A 19,389-nucleotide genomic window follows, 5' to 3' on the forward strand; every position below is an offset into this window, starting at 1 on the left:
CCAGATTAAATCGTAAATCCGCCTCATCCCCGCCATCCGCGTCTAAAAAATCCTCCCTCTCAACCCTAAACACTAAACGCTAAACGCTAAACCCAACTATTAATTTTTAATTTTTCATTCTTAATTATTCCTCGCTTCTTCATTAGCTTCGCAATGTAAATCCCAAAAACAAAATAGTATGGCAACAATCAAAGTAAAATTCCGCCCGTCGGCGGTCAACGGGAAAGCAGGAGCGGTCTGCTACCAGCTTTGCCACAGACAGGAAAACAAACAGATTACCACCTCCATGCGGATCTTCCCCCACTGGTGGAACCCTCAAAAACGCGAACTGATCACCACACCCGACAACGCCACCACCGTCTCGGCCTACCGCAGACAGATCGAACAGGACGTACACAAACTGCGCGAAATCGTCCGACAGCTGGATGCCACCGCCCAACCCTACACCCTGACCGATGTCGTCCGCCTCTTCCAGTCCGACCTGGCTTCCAACGGCATACTGGAGTATCTGCAAAAAGAAATCCTCCGGCTTCAGGACAACAACCAGTATGGCACCTCCCGCAACTACCGGCGCACCCTGAGCAGCTTCTCCACCTTTCTGAAAGGCACCGATGTCCCCCTCCCCGCCGTAGACGCCACCCTCATCGGCCGGTACGAGAAGTGGCTGGCCCAACGCAACGTCCGGCGCAACAGCAGCTCGTTCTACATGCGCATCCTGCGCGCCGCCTACAACAAGGCCGTACGCGAAAAACTGACCGAACAGTCCTACCCGTTCGCCCAGGTCTACACCGGCATCGCCCCTACCCCCAAACGGGCAGTCAGCGAAGAGACCATCCTCCAGCTGCAAAGGCTCAACCTGTCCGGCCACCCGTCCCTGCTCCTTGCAAGAGACCTGTTCATATTCAGTTACTGTACGCGTGGCATGGCATTCGTCGACATGGCTTATCTGAAAAAATCGGATATTGCCGACGGCTCCATCACCTACTACCGCCACAAGACCGGCCAGCGCCTGACACTGCGCATCGAGCCTTGCATCCGCAGCATCCTGGAACGCTACCTGCCCGCCCGCCCCGACAGTCCCTACATCTTCCCCGTCATCACGTCGGCCGACCCCGAACAGGCCTACCGGCAGTACCAGACAGGACTGAACTACCACAACCAGAAGCTGAAACAGCTGGGCGCGCTCGTCAGCGAGACGCTCCGCCTCTCCTCCTACACCTCGCGCCATAGCTGGGCCACTGCCGCACGCAACCACGACATCCCCCTTTCCGTCATCAGCGCCGGCATGGGACACACCTCCGAGAAGACCACCCGGATCTACCTGGATTCGTTGAACAATACAATTATAGATGATGCAAACAGAGGAATATTACGGGATTTCAACCTTACCGTTTCTATGTAGGAGACGTGTAGTTTATCTTACCATTGATAACCATACGCATAGGCTAACTAAAAACACATTTATATTCGGTTTGTTCATTTTCGGGTCCGAAGAAAACCCCTTTTTTGCCGGTTGTCTGTTTTGCTTTTTTCTTTCTGCTGTTTTCAACACCCTTTAAACAGCTTCTCTGTAACAAGGTTGTAAACCTTTGATTCCATGCCACGTTTCTTTTTGCTCAAAAGAGGCATTTAATAAAAAAAACATATAAAATACTTTTTCGTTTATTGGATTATACCTACATTTGCACGCTTTTCTAACGTCTCCTACATAGAAACGGCAGAAAGGCAGGGTTACGGTAGTCGCCTACTGTGTTTAGGGGTGACCCGGATTTCGGAGTTTCTCATTGAGAACAAGCGAATTAACTCTAAGTGCTGCATTTCTCGGACAAACAGTTCAGGAAGTGCAGGAATGGAGAGTATATACCCAAACTTCGCATAGGTGAACCATAAAAACGGAAGTAAAAATCAAAAATAAGAGAGCTACTTCTATAAATAAAAAACAATTCAAACGGCCCCATGATGCACTGGTTTGCTTTAAAAGTGTTTTATAACAAAGTCTTCGACATCGAAAAGGCTTTGGAGAAAGAGCACATCGAGACGTATATCCCTTGCGAAGAAACGTTAGTCATCCGGAACGGAATCAAAAAAACGGTGCGCAAGCCGATGATCAGTTCCCTCATGTTTTTCCGTGCCACCACAGCCGATGCGTTGAAGGTCCAGAAGATGTTCACCGACAAGGTCATCCTTTATACCCGACTGGAGGATATGAAAAGGATCCCGCTTGTCATCCCCGACGAGGAAATGAACACTTTCATGCTGGTCACTTCTGCCGGCGAAAAAGGCATCGAATATTACGACGACGCCCCCAAGTTCCATCAGGGCGACCGCGTAAGGGTGACCGACGGCAAGTTCAAGGGTGCCGAAGGGTATATCTGTCGCGTTAAGAAAAACCGGAGACTGGTGGTCTCCATTCAGGGAGTGTGCGCCGTCCTTACGTCGTATATTCCACGTTCTTTTTTAGAGATAATATCGAAGAAACCCACAGTGTCAGAACCAATCAAGGAGGCTCACTAATAGCAGCCTATTGCCTGCGGGCAAGGCTGCAATCAGGATAACAGGTACAGCAGCCTCCGTCATATATTTAAATTAAGTTTCGCAAGTGCTCAATTTATTAGGAGACAAGGGAACGAGTTAACAAGACCACAAGGTTAGTTGACAAGGGAACAAGTTAACAAGACCACAAGGATTGCTTACTGCTTTCAGGAGACAAGGGGACGAGTTAACAAGACCACAAGGATTGCCTACTTGTCACCTCGTCACCTCGTCAACTTGTCAACTCACGACTTGTCAACTCGTCAACTCGTCAACTTGTCAACTCACGACTCGTCAACTTGTCAACTCGTAGACTCGTCAACTCCCACTTGAGCCCCAGCGAAAGTTAAGCATTTAACCTAAAACAAAACATTTACAGTTATGCTTTGGACACTCAACTGTTTATCAGTTCTTTTACTGTGTATTTTCTGTGCGGGAATCGTCATCCCACAGATTTTGTTGATTGCCTTCCGGCGTCGGCTTTTCGACATGCCCGACGAACGAAAAATCCACCAGGGAGTCGTCCCTCGGTTGGGAGGCATTGCCTTTAAGCCTGTAGTTTTCTTCTCATTCGCTTTAGTATTGGGAATCAATCTGCTACTGGGCCATACTGAAATTCTGGTAGAAGCCGAACGCAATGCCAGTACGCTGACGTTCGGATTCTGTACCATCATGATTCTGTACCTCACCGGCATGGCCGACGACCTCGTTGGCGTCCGCTACCGTGCCAAGTTCGTCATCCAGATTCTGTGCGGACTGATGCTCATCGCCGGCGGTATCTGGATCGACAATCTGGACGGCGTTCTGGGCATCCATGCCCTGCCGGCTTTCATCGGCTACCCGCTCACCGTGCTGTCAGTCGTCTTCCTGATCAATGCCATCAACCTCATCGACGGCATCGACGGTCTGGCTTCCGGTCTGTGCAGCATCGCCCTGCTGGTCTACGGAATCATGTTCTTCCATTGCGGGCAATACATCTATGCCATGTTCTCGTTCGCCACACTGGGCGTACTCATCCCCTTCTATTATTATAATGTATTCGGCAACCCCGAAAAACAGCGGAAGATCTTCATGGGCGACACAGGCAGCCTTACCGTCGGCATGATGCTCGCTCTCCTCGGTTTCAAACTGTTGTCTCTGGAACCGTCGGAAAGCGGTGTCGACGACTCTTTCCTCATGGTCTGCTTTTTCTCTCCCCTGCTCATCCCCTGCTGCGACGTAGTGCGGGTCTACCTGCACCGGGTGCGCAACGGCCGCAATCCGTTCCTGCCGGACAAAAACCATATCCATCACAAGTTGCTCGCCATCGGCATGAAGCAGCGCACAGCCATGGTCACCATCATTCTGGTTTCCCTGCTGTTCACCCTGTCCAACCTCCTGCTGCTACAGTTCCTCAACATCAACTGGATTCTGTTCGGCGACTTCTTCATCTGGACAATAGCCAACATATGGCTGACAAAGAAAATTAAAGCAATTAATAATGAAAAATTAAAAATTAAAAATGAATAATCCGATTCACCACAGAGGACGCAGCGTTTCACAGAGGGAAAAAATTAAAATTCTGTGTTATCCGTGTCATCCGTGCCTGAACCCCATTCATCTTTTAATTTTCAATTTTCAATTATCAATTATCAATTATCCATTATCAATTTAATTCCCGCTCAATAGAGACATGAAAAAAAGTTCATTATCCTGGATCATGCTCCTGCTCCTGCCGGGCATGCTCCTGCTCAGTTCCTGCAATGCCTCCAAAAACGTAGTCTATTTTCAGGACCTCACCCCCGGTGAGAGCGAAATAGCACTTGCGTCGTCTCCTGCCATCAAGATCGGTCCCGAGGACAAGATCTCTATCATCGTCAGCTGCCGCGACCCGCAACTCGCCATGCTGTTCAATCTGCCTACAGTCTCTATGCAGTTCAACCAGGTCAGTTCAGTCAGCAGTGGTTCCGGTTCCTCCACAGGCAGTTCCCAAGGCGTTTCCGGCTATACTGTCGACCGCAACGGTGAAATCGACTTCCCCGTACTCGGTAAGATCAAGGTAGCCGGCATGGACCGCGAAGAAATCGCCGCCTACATCAAGAGCGAACTGCTCCGCCAGAACCTGGTGAAAGATCCCGTTGTCACCGTCGAATACATGAACCTCTGCTTCTCCATCCTGGGCGAAGTCAACACCCCCGGACGTTTCAGCATCGACCGCGACCACGTCACCCTGCTCGATGCCCTGAGCATGGCAGGCGACCTCACCATCAACGGCAATCGTAAGAAAGTCATGGTCATGCGTCAGGAAAACGGCAAGCAGCGTGTCTACGGTGTCGACCTCACCTCCGGCGAATACGTCTACACCTCACCGGCCTACTACCTGCAGCAGAACGATGTAGTCTACATCGAGCCCAACGATATGAAAGCCCGCCAGTCCACCGTCAATGGCAACAACGTGCGCTCCACTGCCTTCTGGCTGTCACTCGCCTCGTTCCTCACAACCATTGCAGTGCTGGTATTCAAATAAAATGAAGAACGCTTTAAAATGAAGAATGAAAAATGAGGAATGAAGAATGAAGACTATTCCTCAGCGTAAATATTAAAAGAGGTTTTGAACAAAGCTAATGAAGAATGAAGGAGTTAAGGAGTTAAGAAGTTAAGGAGTTAGAGAAGTTAGAGCCAATACATTGACTGCTCTCAACGCTAAACCCTAAACTCTCAACGCTAAACCTTAAACCCTAAACTCTCAACTTTTATTCAACGCAAATTACGCAGATTAACGCAGATTGAAAATTTAAAATATCTGTGTGCTCCGTGTCATCCGCGTCTAAAAAATTTTTAAACGCTAACCCCTAAACTCTAAACCTTCAACCCTCAACGCTAAACCCTCAACTTTTAATTTTTAACTATTAATTTTTAATTCTTAATTTATAACTTCCAACCGTGGTCATACAACCAACTCAAAACAAGCCTGCGGGAAACGATGATTTCCTGCGCATTCAGGATCTGTTCATCCTGTGTTTAGCCAAGTGGTACTGGTTTGTCATCTCCCTGGCTATTCTGCTGGGAGCTGCCACCATCTATCTGTTGAAAACCCCGCCCGTCTACACCCGTTCCGCCTCCCTGCTCATCAAGGAAGACGGCAAGAGCGGTTCAGGCAACGAAGCTGCCGGCGTGCTGGGCGATATCGACATTTTCCGCACCAGCACCAACATCAACAACGAAATGCTCTCCATGCAGTCGCCTGCCGTCATGTACGAAGTAGTCCGTCGCCTGCATCTCGATGTCAACTATACCACCGACGGCCGTTTCTACGATCCCGTCATCTATGGCAGCGACAATCCCTACGAAGTCAGCTTTTTCGACCTGGGCGATGCCGAAAGCGCCTCCTTCACCCTCCGTCCCGACAAAGACGGACAGGTGAAGCTCACCGACTTCACACGCAACGGTGAAGAAGCCGACGGCGACGCCGTCACTGCCCTGAACGACACCGTCCAGACCCCCGTGGGCCGCCTTCTCGTCAATGCACGCCCCGGTTCCACTGCCGCCCAGCAGACGGTCTTTGTATCGCGTATCAGCATGCAGGATGCCACCGCCAGTTACTCTTCCCGGCTGTCCGTCGCCCTCAACGACGAAAAGTCTACCGTAGTCAACCTCACCCTGCAGGATGTCTGCACCCAGCGTGCCGAAGACGTGCTCAACACGCTGATTTCCGTCTACAACGAAAACTGGGTGAAAGACAAGAACCAGATTGCCGTCAGCACCTCCATGTTCATCAACGAACGTCTGGGCGTCATCGAGCGCGAACTGGGCAATGTCGACGAAGACATCTCCTCCTACAAGAGCGAGAACCTGCTGCCCGACGTACAGGCTGCCGCCAGCATGTACATGGCCGAGAGCAGTGAGACCAATGCCAAGATCCAGACCCTGAACACCCAGCTGTCCATGACCCGCTACGTCCGCAGCTACCTCACCGGTGCCTCCAGCCGCAACCAGCTGCTTCCCGCCAACTCCGGCATCGAGAACTCCGGCATCGAGAAGCAGATTGCCGAGTACAACACCCTGCAGCTGCGCCGCAACGACCTGGTAGCCAACAGTAGCGAGACCAACCCGCTGGTAGTCGACATGGACCATTCGCTCCATGCCCTGCGCGATGCCATCATCCGCACCCTCGACAACTACGTCACCACGCTCAACACCCAGCTGCGTGCCTTGCAGCAGAGTGCCCGCCAGACTACGGCCCGTATCGCCGCCAACCCCTCACAGGGCAAATACCTGCTGTCCGTCGAGCGTCAGCAGAAGGTAAAGGAATCCCTCTACCTCTTCCTGCTCCAGAAGCGCGAGGAGAACGAGCTTTCCCAGGCATTTACCGCCTACAACACCCGTGTCATCATGCCTCCCTCGGGCAGCATGGCTCCCACAGCACCGGCTAAGAAGAATATCCTGCTGATAGCCTTTGTCATCGGCCTGATTGTCCCCGTCGCCGTCATCTTCCTGCGCGAGTCCATGAACACCCGCATCCGTGGCCGCAAGGATCTGGAAGCTCTGACTTTGCCGTTTGTCGGCGAAATTCCGCAGGCAGCGACAAAGAAAAAAGGCACGTCGGACAAGAAATCAACAGAAAACAACCCCATTGTCGTACACGAAGGCAGCCGCGACATCATCAACGAGGCATTCCGCGTACTGCGCACCAACCTCGAATTCATGACCGACAAGGAACAGCATTCCAACGTCATCGTTGTCACATCATTCAATCCCGGCAGTGGCAAGTCCTTCCTGGCCATGAACATTGCGGTCAGTCTGGCCATCAAGCAGAAAAAAGTGCTGGTTATCGACGGTGACATGCGCCACGGTTCTACCTCGGCCTACGTCGGCTCTCCGCAAACCGGTCTGAGCAACTACTTGAGCGGCCATGTCAACAACCTGAAGGACATCATCGTCACCGATGCACGCCACGCCAACCTGCAATTCCTCCCGGTAGGCACCATCCCGCCCAACCCCACCGAATTGCTGTTCAGCGATCGCCTCAAGCAGCTCATCGATACTGTCCGCAGCCAGTACGACTATATATTTATCGACTGTCCGCCCATCGAGATGGTAGCCGATACGCAAATCATCGAGCAGCTGGCCGACCGTACCCTCTTTGTCGTACGCACCGGTCTGCTGGAACGCAGCATGCTTCCCGAACTGCAACGCATCTACGACGAAAAGAAGTACAAGAATATGGCTCTCATCCTGAACGGCACCGTCGGCAGTGGCGGCCACTACGGTTACCGCTATGGCTACCGCTACGGCTATCACTACGGCTACGGTTCAGGAAGTTATTATGGCTCAAAGTAAGCCTCACCCCCGTCCCCTCTCCAAAAGAGAGGGGGGAAGGTTTAGGGTTGAAGGTTTAAAGATTTTTTAGACACGGATGACGCGGATAACACGGATATTTTAAATTTTCAATCTGCGTTAATCTGCGTAATCTGCGTTGAATAAAGGTTGAGCGTTGAGGGTTTAGAGTTTAAAATTTTTTTAGACGCGGATGACACGGATCACACAGATATTTAAAATTTTCAATCTGCGTTAATCTGCGTAATCTGCGTTGAATAAAAGTTTAGAGTTGAGCGTTGAGAGTTTATCGTTAAGAGTAGTCAATGTATTGGCTTAACTCCTTAACTCCCTCATTAGCTTCGCTCAAAACCTCTTTTAATATTTACGCTGAGGAATAGTCTTAATTCTTAATTATTAATTAGTAAATGTTCTTCCTCCCCAAATCCCCCCTCAGCACTCTCCTGCGCGGCTTCACCGACTGTCACAGTCACATCCTGCCGGGAGTGGACGACGGTGTGCCAAGCCTCGACGAGTCACTGGCCGTCCTTCGTCGCTACGAAGAACTGGGTATCGCTGCCGTGTGGCTCACCCCACACATCATGGAGGACATCCCCAACAGCCCGTCTTTCCTGCGCGAGTGCTTTGCCCGGTTGCAGGAAGCCTATACCGGTCCCGTCCGGCTGCACCTGGCTGCCGAGCACATGCTCGACAACCTGTTCGAAGAACGGCTGGCTGCCGGCGATGTCCTGCCCCTGATGCAGAACCACCTGCTGGTCGAAACCAGTTACTTCAACCCGCCGATGGATCTGAACGGAGCCTTGGAACGCATCAAGTCGCACGGCTACTACCCAGTCCTGGCCCACCCCGAACGCTACGGCTACATGGACCGCGACGACTACCGCCACCTGAAGGAACGGGGCATCAAGTTCCAGTCGAACCTTTCCTCCCTGGCAGGCGCCTATGGCCCCGCCGCCCGGAAGAAAGTGGAATGGCTCCAGAAACAACAGCTCATCGACTTCTGGGGCACCGACCTCCACCGCCTCCACGCATTCGAAGCGGTAATTAAGGAGAAAGTGAAGAAGAAGAGTTTAGGGTTGAGCGTTGAGGGTTGAGAGTTGAAAGTTTAGGGTTTAAAGACATTTTAGGCACGGATTACACGGAAAACACAGATTGATTTTTTACCCTGTGAAACTCCGTGCCCTCTGTGGTAAACCCAATTTTAATTATTAATTATTAATTATCAATTATCAATTATCAATCCCCCCGTATTCCCCGCAATCAAAACACGGGCACTCCTTCCTCACCCCGGGAAGCTCACGGTGCCCCACGATCTTTGCCTGCGGAAAGAGTTTACGGAGTTTCAGCAGCAGCTCCATCAGCTGCATTTTCTGCTCCGCGGTGCGGGTATCGGCAGGACGTCCCTGCTCGTTCAGTCCGCCCTCGTAACAGATACCGATGCTGCAACGGTTGTAGGGTCGGCAATGCGCCCCCACCTCCAGCAAACCCCGGTGACGGGTCACAGTCCCGTCGCGACGGATATAGAAATGATAACCAATGGTACGGAAGCCACGCGCCTTATGGTCGCGCATCAGCTGTTCCACCGTATAGTCACGGTCACAACGGGTGGCAGAGCAGTGAATGACAATGAAGCGGACCGAGTCCGCCCCATTCATCAACGTGCCGTCCTCCACCCGGCGAAGAAGTTCGCGCTCGTTTCGCACTTCTTCTCCGCCAGACATCAAAGGATAAGATTCGGTAATCATAAGGTCAACAAAAGTTAGAGTTGGGCACAACTACTGATGCCAAGTGCCGTCAGCGCCGCAATAGCCGCCTGAATAATGGCATGAATAATTGTTTTCCACGTGATTTTTTGAGAATTAGGTTCGTCCATAGTAAGAAAAAGGTTAATGGTTAATGATTAATGGTTAATGATTAATGGTGAATGGTGAATTTAATGGATAATGGAGAATGGAGAATTGAGAATTGAGAGTTGAGAGTTGAGAGTTGAGAGTTTAAGGTTGAGCGTAAAGAGTTTAGAGTTGAGCGTAGCCAATGTATTGGCTTAATTCTTCATTCTTAATTCTTCATTTTCTTGTTCTTCATTTTTAACTAAATAACTATCCTCAGTGGTATCTTCCCCTTTCCCCTCTCCTTGGGAGAGGGGCCAGGGGTGAGGCCTTAGCCCAGCGGATCTTCACCTCCTCCGCCACCGCCACCACCGGGCACTTCAGGATCACCTTCGTCCACGGTACCCGGGTCGGTAGAAGTGACCTGCTTGATGACGTTGCCGTCCTTGTCATAGCAAGTGATGTTGATGGACGTATTCTTCAGTTCGTCCTTGATCACGGTGCTGGGTGTGAAAATCACTTTGCGGGTGGTGATCAGTCCGGTACCCACGTCCTCGACGTTCTCCACCGAAGTGGCCTGTACGCCGAAGCGCATCGTACCGAGTCCGGGAATAGCAACCGAGTGACCTTCCGTCGCCCAGGCACGTATCACGTCGCCTATGGCTTCCCAGGCAGCATTGATGCTTCCTTTGGAGATGCCCGAACGGATCGCGGCTTCTGCAACAACCTTGTCCTCCTTGAGCGTACTGTAGATCTCGGTGGACATGATAAAACGATACTGCCCTTTCGAGGGCCCGACTGCCAGCTTCATCTGGCGTGCTTTTACTTTAATTGCCATAATAGTAAAGGTTAAAGGTTAATGATTAATGGTTAATGATTAATGGTTAATGATTAATGGTTAATGATTAATTAAAAGTGAAAAATTAAAAGTGAAAAGTTGAGAGTTTAAAGTTTAAGGTTTGAGGTACGGATTACACAAAGTTATTTTTTTCCTCTGTGAAACTCTGTGTCCTCTGTGGTGAATAAAGGTTGAGAGTAGCCAATGTATCGGCTTAACTTCTTAACTTCTTAACTCCTTCATTCTTAACTTCTTTAACTCCTTCATTCTTCATCTTTTTCTCGTTCACGATGCAAAGATACATCCTCTCTATCGGGCCCTTATGGGTTTTGATGGGTTTCTATGGGTTACGGCTCACCCAGGTGACGAACAATGAGTGCCACTTGACGTGCGGTCAACCATTTTTGCGAACGGCAGTAGCCTACTGCCTCCAGCTCCTCCATCAGTGGAGGACAGCCGTGTACCCAGCGCATCAGATGATTGGTAGCCACCACAGCCGATGCTTCCGGGAAATAATGCCGGGCCAGCCGGCTCTTGGTTAAAGATATGATCTGGAACATAGGGGGATTGATAATTGATAATGGATAATTGATAATGGATAATGGATGAGGGTTGAGAGTCGTCAATGTATTGACATAACTCCTTCATTCTTCATTCTTAATTCTTAATTCTTCATTTTAACGCATCCTTTTTTTCCCAGTTAGGAAAAAATATTTCCCCAACTGGGAAAAACAAATCTTGCAATCTTGCAATCTTGCAACGTCCCTCACACACACCCACGCGCACGTACGCGCGAGGCAAATTCGTACTCGCCCCGGCCGGTCTTCGCCAGCAGCCCTTTGTCGGTGAAGCGTTTCAGCAGCGAGTCGATGGTGTTCTCGGGGATGCCATACCGTTCGGCCTGCACCAGTAGGTCCTGACGGCTGAAACACATGGGCAAGAGATTGAAGAGCATTTCCGGCCTGCGCACCTGCACGGATTTCACCTCTACAGTGGGGAGGAACTCCAGGATATAACAGGCATGACGATAAAGGGGAGCGGCCAGCGCCAGTACAGCTTCAAAATCCGCTTCACTGATGGACAGCACTAAGCGCGACACCACACCGTCGGCCACGTTCTCCTGCGGCGTGCCTTCCTCGGCAGCAAGCCCCGGACAGGCCAGCAGACGACGCATGAAATCGCGCAATCGTTGCTTCTCGTCTGCCTCGCCGGCGGCAGTATCAGCAGTTTCGCTGTCCTGCATCATCGGTTCGAGCGAACGCAGCAGCGCCACTATGCTCATCATGCGGCACAGGTTGACGGCAATACGGGTCACCGAGCTCTTCATCACGTCGCCATGCGTCGCCCCCGCGTGACTGAACAGTTGCGACAGATGGCTGTTGAACGCCTGCTTCTGCCCGTCCGTCAGTTCAAAACGAATGGAGCACACTGCTGTCCGCAACATCGCAAGCAGACGCTCCCACTGCTGCCCCCAGGCGATAAACTTCCGGTCGTAATCCTGTCCGGAAGTGTCGAACTGGTCCACCCATTCCTCGATGGGCGGCATGTAGTAGAACACCTGACGCGAGAACAGGCCGTTCTCTGCCGAAGGAATCAGCGGTTGCACCTGCGCCGGTGTTCCGCTGAGCAGCACACTGAGGAACGATGAGCGGCATTCGCGATACTCATGGTTAGTACGCCGGTTGAAAGCCAGGCGTTCATGATCAAAACAGTTGCGCAGCGTATCGCTCCAGTGACCATAATCGGCGCCGATGGCCGAGCTCACCGTATCGGCTTCCGGCTCACAGATCAGTCCGATGCCGTCGGAATCAATCAGGTTCTCCACGACACCGGTTCCCGAGTTGTTACCGGGGATAATAAAGAGTTTCAGCGGTGGTTTTTGCGGTTCGGCCTTATTGGCCTTTTCCTTGCCCAGACATTCCCATTGCGAATGTTCCTGCTGATAGGTCTCCATCGCCTTGCGGTAGTTGGCCATGCAGGTGTTGTGCAAAGGTTCCGCCAGCCTCCGGCTCCACGATATAACGCCCTTTCCCGAAGCGGGGGGCGCAATGATAAATGTTTGAAGACAGGGATATTTCATTTTTTTGCCATAAGGCGTGTACAACAGTTTGTTGAGGGTCGACCCGATCACGGTCAGTCCGCCCAACAGCAGCACATCGCGCTGGGCAGACGTTTCACCGCAGTCCATCATCTGCCGGATGAAAGCAGGCCAGTCATGGTTAGGGAAACAGGTCGGCGGTTCACCTTTCACAGGCGACTGCTCCATCACCTCCTCCTTCGGGTTCGCCGGTATCTCCTCGCGCGTACGCGCGCGTGGGTGTGTGTGAGGGACGTTGCAAGATTGCAAGATTGCAAGATTCATGTCGATTGTCACTCCCGCCTGTTCGGCCAGATGCCAGACGCTTCCCAGCGAATTTTTCCGGTGTCCGTCTTTCAGGGCGTTGTTGTACAACTTGTCAGCATCCGTCGGCCGGTACTTCTCCGATATCCGGCACAAGCGGTGAAAATAGGTTCGGCCCTGTTCGCCGCAACTGTTGGCTATGGCAAAAGCCATCGACATGTATTCCTGGTAGGTCGGAGCGATGTCTGCTCCCGATTTTTCAACAGCGTCTACCAGCCGCTGCAATAGTTCAATACTTTCCATTGGAATATAGGATCGATAAAAAATTAAAAGTTAAAAATGAAAAATTAAAAACGAATAATGGATGAGGGAGAGGGGAATCAAGAATTAAAAGTTAAAAATGAAAAATGAATAACGGGTGAAGGAGAGGGGAATCAAGAATTAAAAATGAAAAATGAAAAATTAAAAACGAATAATGAATAATGGATGAGGGTTGAGTGTTGAGGGTTTAGGTTTTAGAGTTGAGAGCCATCAATGCATTGACTTAACTCCTCCAACTCCCTAACTTTTAATTATTAATTATTAATTCTTCATTCTCTTCGCTTCCTCATCATACGCCAGCAAACATCCGCGACACAGATCCTTGTTGGCTTTATCGGGTTGCAGTCCATACTGCAGTTCCAGATAACTCCAGGCAGCTTGAACGGCGTTTCCGAAGGTTTGCGACAGCGTTTCTTCGGGCATGATGCGATACGAAAGGAAGAGTTTCACACCCCGTCCTCCGGGACTGACAAAAGCTAAGTCGGGATTCAGCATGGGATCGGCAGCCAGACGGTCGCGACAGTCCTCCGCCTCTTTCAGCGAAGCCAGATGATCGATGTCAACGACCAGCAGTCCCGAAGGCACCAGCAGTCCGGATCCCTTGCAATAAGAGAACACGCCGGCAGGTGTCACGTAAGGCAGCCACGCCAGTTTGCGCCGACGATATTCCTGCTTGTCATCGGCCACACTCCGTACCTGTTCGGTCAGTTCGCGAAGCCTCGGATTTGTTGTGATATACTCATAAAGTCCCTGAACATTGCAGACTCCGGTCGGGACCTTATTGCTGACAGGAGCATTAAAAAAAGACATAATACTGTTAAGCATTTTAGTAATGATTTACGGTTAACTTCCGCGGTAAAATTACAATAAAAATCTGAATCTACCAAACATTTTAACTATATTGATTCACGGATTGATAGGTGTTTTATAGCAGCTTTTTATTTATTGAATAATATAGTCAAAATTGAATGATAAAAGTAACGAATAGTTGAATTTAGAAAATTGCAAAGAGAACAACACTTCCAGCATACACAAAGACAGTGTTATCTTTGCAGCAACGGCATCTGGTACGGTGCAATACATGTATGGTAATCATTTTAGTATTACCGCAAATCCATCGCACCCCACCTGGCCTCTTCATTTACGGATATTTTTCACAAAAAAGCAAGAAAAATTAGGTAAAGCCACCGAAATCATTTATTTTTGTAAACACGTTATTTTTTAAATCAAAAATAAAACCAGAACGCTCATGTGCCAAAAGAAAGCATATACAGATGTAATCAGTCAGTTTGCAGAAGATTTGAATATCAGAATCGTATATTCAAGCTTGCCAGATTTTAAGGATCGGTATATGGTTCACATCCGGGAAAATTATGCCGGGTGTTCTTTTCGTGAACGTATTATTACGCAAGAGGAAGCTCAAATCATAAACGTGGATGACATCTCTGTAGAACTGGATATCACCATCGAGGACATTATCAGCCAGAAGGTGTATGTGATAAATGATTTTGCCGACTTTGCCGACTATGAAGCGAAATTGTATGTCGGCGCTTATTTCACGGCTCTCATTTTCCGCCTCAAAGGGCAGAATTTCCAAGAGGAACATATCAAAGGGATAGCATCTTTACTCGATTTGTCATCTTTTATGCAGCTACTGGATATCACATCTTATACTTGCCGGATGTTTCATGCTGTGCTTGTTCCTGAGGAAAGCCTATGGTCTGTTCTGGATGCAGAAGCTTTCACCAATGTAGGAACCAATACCATTAACAGACAATTGTCGGAAACATACCATGACGACGGCTTTGACATTGATTTGAATCGGGATTTACGAAAAGTTACAAATGATACAGGCAAAGAAGAATATGTTTCGCACATTATGACCATGGTATATCTTCCGGTTCCTCAGGTCTGGGAGCATACTCATGCGTATCTGGAACGTGCGATACATGCTGCCGAAGCAGAAACGACCTTATGTTTTTCAGAAAAATTATACCAATAATGCCGACATTTCAGAAAGCCCAATCTGCCAAACGTGCTTCTACAGTAAACGTAAAATATGTGCGCACGATGAATCCTTCTGTCACGGGGGTTACACGCTGTGTTCGCGTCACCGTATCTGCCCATAAATCAGCAAACGGCACACGGGGCTTCCGCAAATAAGCCAAACTGTTCCAGCTATGAACTGTTGCCACAAGAAGTTCTTAATTGAAGATTTCCGTAACTTAAAGTTCCGGATTTTCACTATTGGCTATGCTTCAGAAGGTGAATCGGTGTTGGGTGTGATTGACAACGGTGACCGGCATCTATATTCATTCGTGATTGATTCGTTTCAGATTAATAACAATAATAATAGTACATTCAACGGAACGCTTGAGAAAATCAAGGAATTAAAAATTTCTTCGATTGACGCTTTCATCTGGACACATCCGGACACAGACCATTCGACTGGTATACAGGAACTATTGTCCGAAGCAGACAGTGAAGCTCGCGCACAGATTTTTCTACCCGCCATGTTAAACAAGAATTTGGACATGACAGATGATGCACGTGCAGGTATGGATTATCTGTTTAAGCATTATAACAACAAACGAACATACAACATGAGCATGGTCGTGAAAAATCAACCGGAGACTCATTACGATCAGAAACTGACCTTCAAAGAGCATCGAAGCGGACGGGAGATCACCGCCGAGTTATATTTTCTGGCTCCTTGCGGTGCTAGGCTCTTACGAAACACCTGCGCCAACAACAGTTTCGACTTCAACCGGTTATCCATCATGTTTGCCCTAAGAATCAACTATTTTGATTATCTATTCTGTGGTGACTTAATGGGAGACGACGTGCAGTTTTTGGATAAAAATTTTCTTAAGAATGTCTCATTCATCAAGATACCTCATCACGGTTCATCACGTACTCATCAATTACCCCAATTGATGAAGAGGCAAAATGTCACTGCTCCGATAGCTGCAACAACCACTTTTTCCAGGTATAACTTACCGGAAAAGAGAGTTATCCGTATGTACCAATCGTTCTGTGAAAGTGTATATTCAACCTCGGAAGGAGCTCATCAATACGGCTGCATTGAAACAGACTTTAGCATTCGAGATTTATCCTGCAATGTCAAGCTAAGCGGAAATGCCCAAGTATGCGTATAATAAATCTTCTAAAATGATGTATTGCTTTAAAATATAAGTTCAAGCACGGATGACACGGAAAAACATGGTTAATCTGTGATAATCTGCGTTATCTGCGTTGAATAATAGTTGAAGGTTGAGCGTTGAAGGTTGAGCGTAGTCAATGTATTGGCTTAACTCCTTAACTTCTTAACTCCTTAACTCCCTAACTTCTCCATTCTTTTAATTATTAATTTTTAATTTTTAACTATCAAAGTGGCTCAAGAATCACGTGTAAAAAAATCATTGCTCAACGCCCGTGTCAACCTGATTTTCTATTTCCTGACACTGGCCCTGAGTTTCTTCTCCCGTAAAATCTTCCTGGACTGTCTGGGAGCCGACTTTGTGGGTCTGACGGGAACCCTGCAAAATTTGTTGGGTTTCCTTAATCTGGCGGAGTTAGGAATTAGTACTGCCATCGGCTACGTACTCTACAAACCCCTGTTCGACCACGATGAAGCAAAGATCAACGAAATCATCTCCGTCTTCGGTTACCTGTACCGCTGGATCGGACGCATCATCCTGGGTGCAGGCTGTATCTTAGCTTGTTTCCTGCCCCTCATCTTCCCCGACACCCAGTTCGAATTAGGCATCATCTTCTTTGCCTACTTCGCCTTCCTGACATCATCACTCATCGGCTACTTTGCCAACTACAAGCAAACTCTGTTGGGTGCCGACCAGAAGAACTATGTGGTTACCGCCTACTTCCAGACAGCTACCATTGTCAAGACCCTTATCCAGATGGCGAGTGCCTACTACACCGGTAGTTACTACCTGTGGGTAGTTATTGAGTTAGCATTTGGCATCATCTATTCGTTCATTCTTAATTGGAAGATTAATCAGGTTTATCCGTGGCTAAAGAGTGAGGTAAAACAGGGGAAGCTGTTGTTTAAGAAGTATCCGGAGGTGATGAAATATACGAAGCAACTATTTCTGCATAAAATTGGGGGATTTGTACAATTCCAGATGTCTCCTATATTAATATATTCGTTTGTTTCACTTCAACTAGTCGCTTATTACGGCAATTATTCTATAATAATAGAAAAAATATCCGTTCTATTTAACAATGTCTTTGGTAGCATTTCAGCAGGAGTTGGCAATCTAATAGCTGAAGGGAACAAAACAAAAATAATGTCATTATACTGGGAGCTAATATCCCATAGGTTTATATTTGCAGGCCTTTTAGTATTTTTACTATATAAATTAGTACAACCATTTATAACATTCTGGTTAGGAACAGAATATCTTCTTGACAATACAGTGTTGTTATTGTTACTAATCAACTTATTTATAACATTAACTAGACTTTCTGAAACATTTTTATATGGTTTTGGACTATTTAGTGATACTTTATCTCCTTTTTTTGAGACAATAATATATTTAATTGTTTCAATTTTAGGAGGATTTTACATAGGATTAAGTGGTATAGTATTAGCAGGTATAGTTAGTCAGTTCATAATAGGATGGATATGGAAGCCCTATTTTCTTTACAGATCAGGATTTAAACATAGCTTCTATGATTATTTAAAAAATATACTGACTCATATTCTTTTGATTTGCATAGCACTGTATAGTTCTAATTATATAAGTGAATCAATCATTCCATCTAACTATCCAGTTAACTTAATTAATATGATAAAGCAAGGATTTATTAGTATACTCATATATTCAATAATAGCATGTAGCCTATTCCTATTATTTACACGAGGTTCAAAAAGGACATTACAAAGATTATTTATAAAATATGATAACAAATAAAGAAGATCTAAAACGCTATCTCCAAATAGATAAAGCGACATTGGGTATTCCACAAAATAGAAAGAGGCCCAAATTCTATGGAGATGAGATATGGAAGTTCCTAATAATCTTGAGGTTACACGAATATTTCAATAACTGTTACAAATCAAAATTTGATAGATTACTGCTTAGCTTTTTTAGTAAACTACATCATTATTATGGTTTAAAACTAGGTTTTGAAATTCCAATTAACGTGTTTGAAGAAGGATTAAAGATAAACCATTGCGGTCCAATAATCGTAAATGAAAAAGCAAAAGTAGGTAGATACTGTGATATTCATGTTGGTGTGAATATCGGACAAAATATTCAACCCGACGAGGTTCCTATTTTAGGCGATAATATCTGGATAGGCCCTGGAGCCAAAATATTTGGGAAAATAAGAATCGCAGATGAAATAGCAATTGGCGCCAATTCCGTAGTGAATAAAAGTTTTCTAGAAAGTAATATTACAATTGCCGGAATACCAGCAAAAAAAATAAAAGAAGTAGGAAATCCATATAAAAGATAAAAAATGATACCGAAGAAAATACATTATTGTTGGTTTGGGAAAAAGCCCAAAGGCGAACTTGTCATGAAATGCATTAATTCATGGAAAAAGAAATTACCAGATTATGAGATTATAGAGTGGAACGAAAAAAATTTTAATATTTACGCATTAAAATTTACAGCACAAGCTTATCGCATTGGTAAATATGCATTTGTCGCAGATGTTGCACGATTATATGCATTATACCATTATGGAGGTATTTATTTAGACACAGATGTTGAAGTAATCAAAACATTTGATCCTTTTTTAGATAAGAAAGCTTTTATCGGCTATGAAGATAATAGAAATATGATATGCCTTCAAACCGCAGTTATAGGAAGTTGTATCCATAATCCGTTAATAGGAGAATTTTTAGCATATTATAAAAATATTCCATTCATTAAAAATCTAACAGAATACAATGATACAACTAACGTAGTAATAATAAGCAACATTTTAACATCAAAGGGCATTATATTAGATAACAAGTATATCAATTACAATAATTTAATCCATATTTATCCAAAGGATTATTTTTGTCCTAAAGACCCAGATGATAATATCAAATTAACTGATAACACAGTTTGTATACATTACTATTCTGGAACTTGGTGCCTTACTGTCCCCAAAAAGCATAGGTGGTTTGTTAACATATTTGGTGAAAGTACTTACTTTAAATTAGGTAAATTAAAAAAGAAACTAAAATGTTAAAA

Annotated in this window: 18 protein-coding genes; 11 read left to right on the forward strand and 7 right to left on the reverse strand. The window is 46.9% G+C overall.

What is annotated here, in order from left to right:
- Positions 1 to 178 precede the first annotated feature (178 nt).
- The 6 genes from BQ5591_RS17705 to BQ5591_RS17730 all read left to right on the forward strand — a co-directional run bounded on the left by BQ5591_RS17705 (position 179) and on the right by BQ5591_RS17730 (position 8,942).
- Positions 179 to 1,402 (forward strand): tyrosine-type recombinase/integrase, encoded by a 1,224-nt coding sequence (locus BQ5591_RS17705; RefSeq protein ID WP_071150344.1) that lies wholly within the window; start codon positions 179 to 181, stop codon positions 1,400 to 1,402.
- A 554-nt stretch (positions 1,403 to 1,956) separates the two neighbouring features.
- Positions 1,957 to 2,514, forward strand: a complete 558-nt coding sequence (locus BQ5591_RS17710) for a UpxY family transcription antiterminator (protein WP_071150345.1) — start codon at positions 1,957 to 1,959, stop codon at positions 2,512 to 2,514.
- Between the two features lie 399 nt (positions 2,515 to 2,913).
- Positions 2,914 to 4,041: an MraY family glycosyltransferase gene (locus tag BQ5591_RS17715; RefSeq protein WP_071150346.1), complete on the forward strand. Its 1,128-nt coding sequence runs from the start codon at positions 2,914 to 2,916 to the stop codon at positions 4,039 to 4,041.
- 163 nt (positions 4,042 to 4,204) lie between these two features.
- Positions 4,205 to 5,038, forward strand: coding sequence for a polysaccharide biosynthesis/export family protein (locus tag BQ5591_RS17720; RefSeq protein ID WP_022163008.1), 834 nt, complete (start codon positions 4,205 to 4,207; stop codon positions 5,036 to 5,038).
- Between the two features lie 416 nt (positions 5,039 to 5,454).
- Positions 5,455 to 7,851: a GumC family protein gene (locus BQ5591_RS17725; protein WP_071150347.1), complete on the forward strand. Its 2,397-nt coding sequence runs from the start codon at positions 5,455 to 5,457 to the stop codon at positions 7,849 to 7,851.
- A 404-nt stretch (positions 7,852 to 8,255) separates the two neighbouring features.
- Positions 8,256 to 8,942 carry a tyrosine-protein phosphatase gene (locus tag BQ5591_RS17730; RefSeq protein WP_071150348.1) on the forward strand — a complete coding sequence of 229 codons (687 nt, stop codon included), beginning with the start codon at positions 8,256 to 8,258 and terminating at the stop codon, positions 8,940 to 8,942.
- 135 nt (positions 8,943 to 9,077) lie between these two features.
- Here BQ5591_RS17730 and BQ5591_RS17735 read toward each other — a convergent pair whose 3' ends face one another.
- The 6 genes from BQ5591_RS17735 to BQ5591_RS17755 all read right to left on the reverse strand — a co-directional run bounded on the left by BQ5591_RS17735 (position 9,078) and on the right by BQ5591_RS17755 (position 14,002).
- Entirely contained in the window at positions 9,078 to 9,593 is a 516-nt protein-coding gene (locus BQ5591_RS17735) for an N-acetylmuramoyl-L-alanine amidase (RefSeq protein WP_071150349.1), read from the reverse strand.
- A 14-nt stretch (positions 9,594 to 9,607) separates the two neighbouring features.
- Positions 9,608 to 9,721: a smalltalk protein gene (locus tag BQ5591_RS21480; protein ID WP_022162981.1), complete on the reverse strand. Its 114-nt coding sequence runs from the start codon at positions 9,719 to 9,721 to the stop codon at positions 9,608 to 9,610.
- Positions 9,722 to 10,008: 287 nt separating this feature from the next.
- Complete coding sequence (locus tag BQ5591_RS17740) at positions 10,009 to 10,515, reverse strand: HU family DNA-binding protein (protein ID WP_071150350.1); 507 nt, start codon at positions 10,513 to 10,515, stop codon at positions 10,009 to 10,011.
- A gap of 347 nt (positions 10,516 to 10,862) precedes the next feature.
- Complete coding sequence (locus tag BQ5591_RS17745) at positions 10,863 to 11,075, reverse strand: DUF4248 domain-containing protein (protein ID WP_071150351.1); 213 nt, start codon at positions 11,073 to 11,075, stop codon at positions 10,863 to 10,865.
- Between the two features lie 206 nt (positions 11,076 to 11,281).
- A complete protein-coding gene (locus BQ5591_RS17750) occupies positions 11,282 to 13,159 on the reverse strand; it encodes a DUF3987 domain-containing protein (RefSeq protein WP_071150352.1) in 1,878 nt (625 codons plus the stop codon).
- Positions 13,160 to 13,438: 279 nt separating this feature from the next.
- Positions 13,439 to 14,002 (reverse strand): BT4734/BF3469 family protein, encoded by a 564-nt coding sequence (locus tag BQ5591_RS17755; protein ID WP_071150353.1) that lies wholly within the window; start codon positions 14,000 to 14,002, stop codon positions 13,439 to 13,441.
- Positions 14,003 to 14,426: 424 nt separating this feature from the next.
- Between BQ5591_RS17755 and BQ5591_RS17760 the strand changes: the two genes are divergently transcribed.
- Positions 14,427 to 15,179, forward strand: a complete 753-nt coding sequence (locus BQ5591_RS17760) for a hypothetical protein (protein WP_071150354.1) — start codon at positions 14,427 to 14,429, stop codon at positions 15,177 to 15,179.
- Between the two features lie 10 nt (positions 15,180 to 15,189).
- Here BQ5591_RS17760 and BQ5591_RS21485 read toward each other — a convergent pair whose 3' ends face one another.
- Positions 15,190 to 15,372: a hypothetical protein gene (locus BQ5591_RS21485; RefSeq protein ID WP_159434511.1), complete on the reverse strand. Its 183-nt coding sequence runs from the start codon at positions 15,370 to 15,372 to the stop codon at positions 15,190 to 15,192.
- Between BQ5591_RS21485 and BQ5591_RS17765 the strand changes: the two genes are divergently transcribed.
- From BQ5591_RS17765 to BQ5591_RS17780, 4 genes are all read left to right on the forward strand, one after another.
- Positions 15,358 to 16,335, forward strand: a complete 978-nt coding sequence (locus BQ5591_RS17765; RefSeq protein WP_071150355.1) for a ComEC/Rec2 family competence protein — start codon at positions 15,358 to 15,360, stop codon at positions 16,333 to 16,335. The two genes, BQ5591_RS21485 and BQ5591_RS17765, sit on opposite strands and share 15 nt — an antisense overlap.
- A gap of 234 nt (positions 16,336 to 16,569) precedes the next feature.
- Entirely contained in the window at positions 16,570 to 18,111 is a 1,542-nt protein-coding gene (locus BQ5591_RS17770; RefSeq protein WP_071150356.1) for a lipopolysaccharide biosynthesis protein, read from the forward strand.
- Entirely contained in the window at positions 18,098 to 18,658 is a 561-nt protein-coding gene (locus BQ5591_RS17775) for a serine O-acetyltransferase (RefSeq protein WP_071150357.1), read from the forward strand. The genes BQ5591_RS17770 and BQ5591_RS17775 overlap by 14 nt, the downstream gene beginning before the upstream one ends.
- A gap of 3 nt (positions 18,659 to 18,661) precedes the next feature.
- Positions 18,662 to 19,387 (forward strand): glycosyltransferase family 32 protein, encoded by a 726-nt coding sequence (locus BQ5591_RS17780; RefSeq protein WP_071150358.1) that lies wholly within the window; start codon positions 18,662 to 18,664, stop codon positions 19,385 to 19,387.
- The last annotated feature ends 2 nt before the right edge of the window (positions 19,388 to 19,389 follow it).

This window comes from Bacteroides ndongoniae, assembly GCF_900108345.1.
Classification (GTDB): domain Bacteria; phylum Bacteroidota; class Bacteroidia; order Bacteroidales; family Bacteroidaceae; genus Bacteroides; species Bacteroides ndongoniae.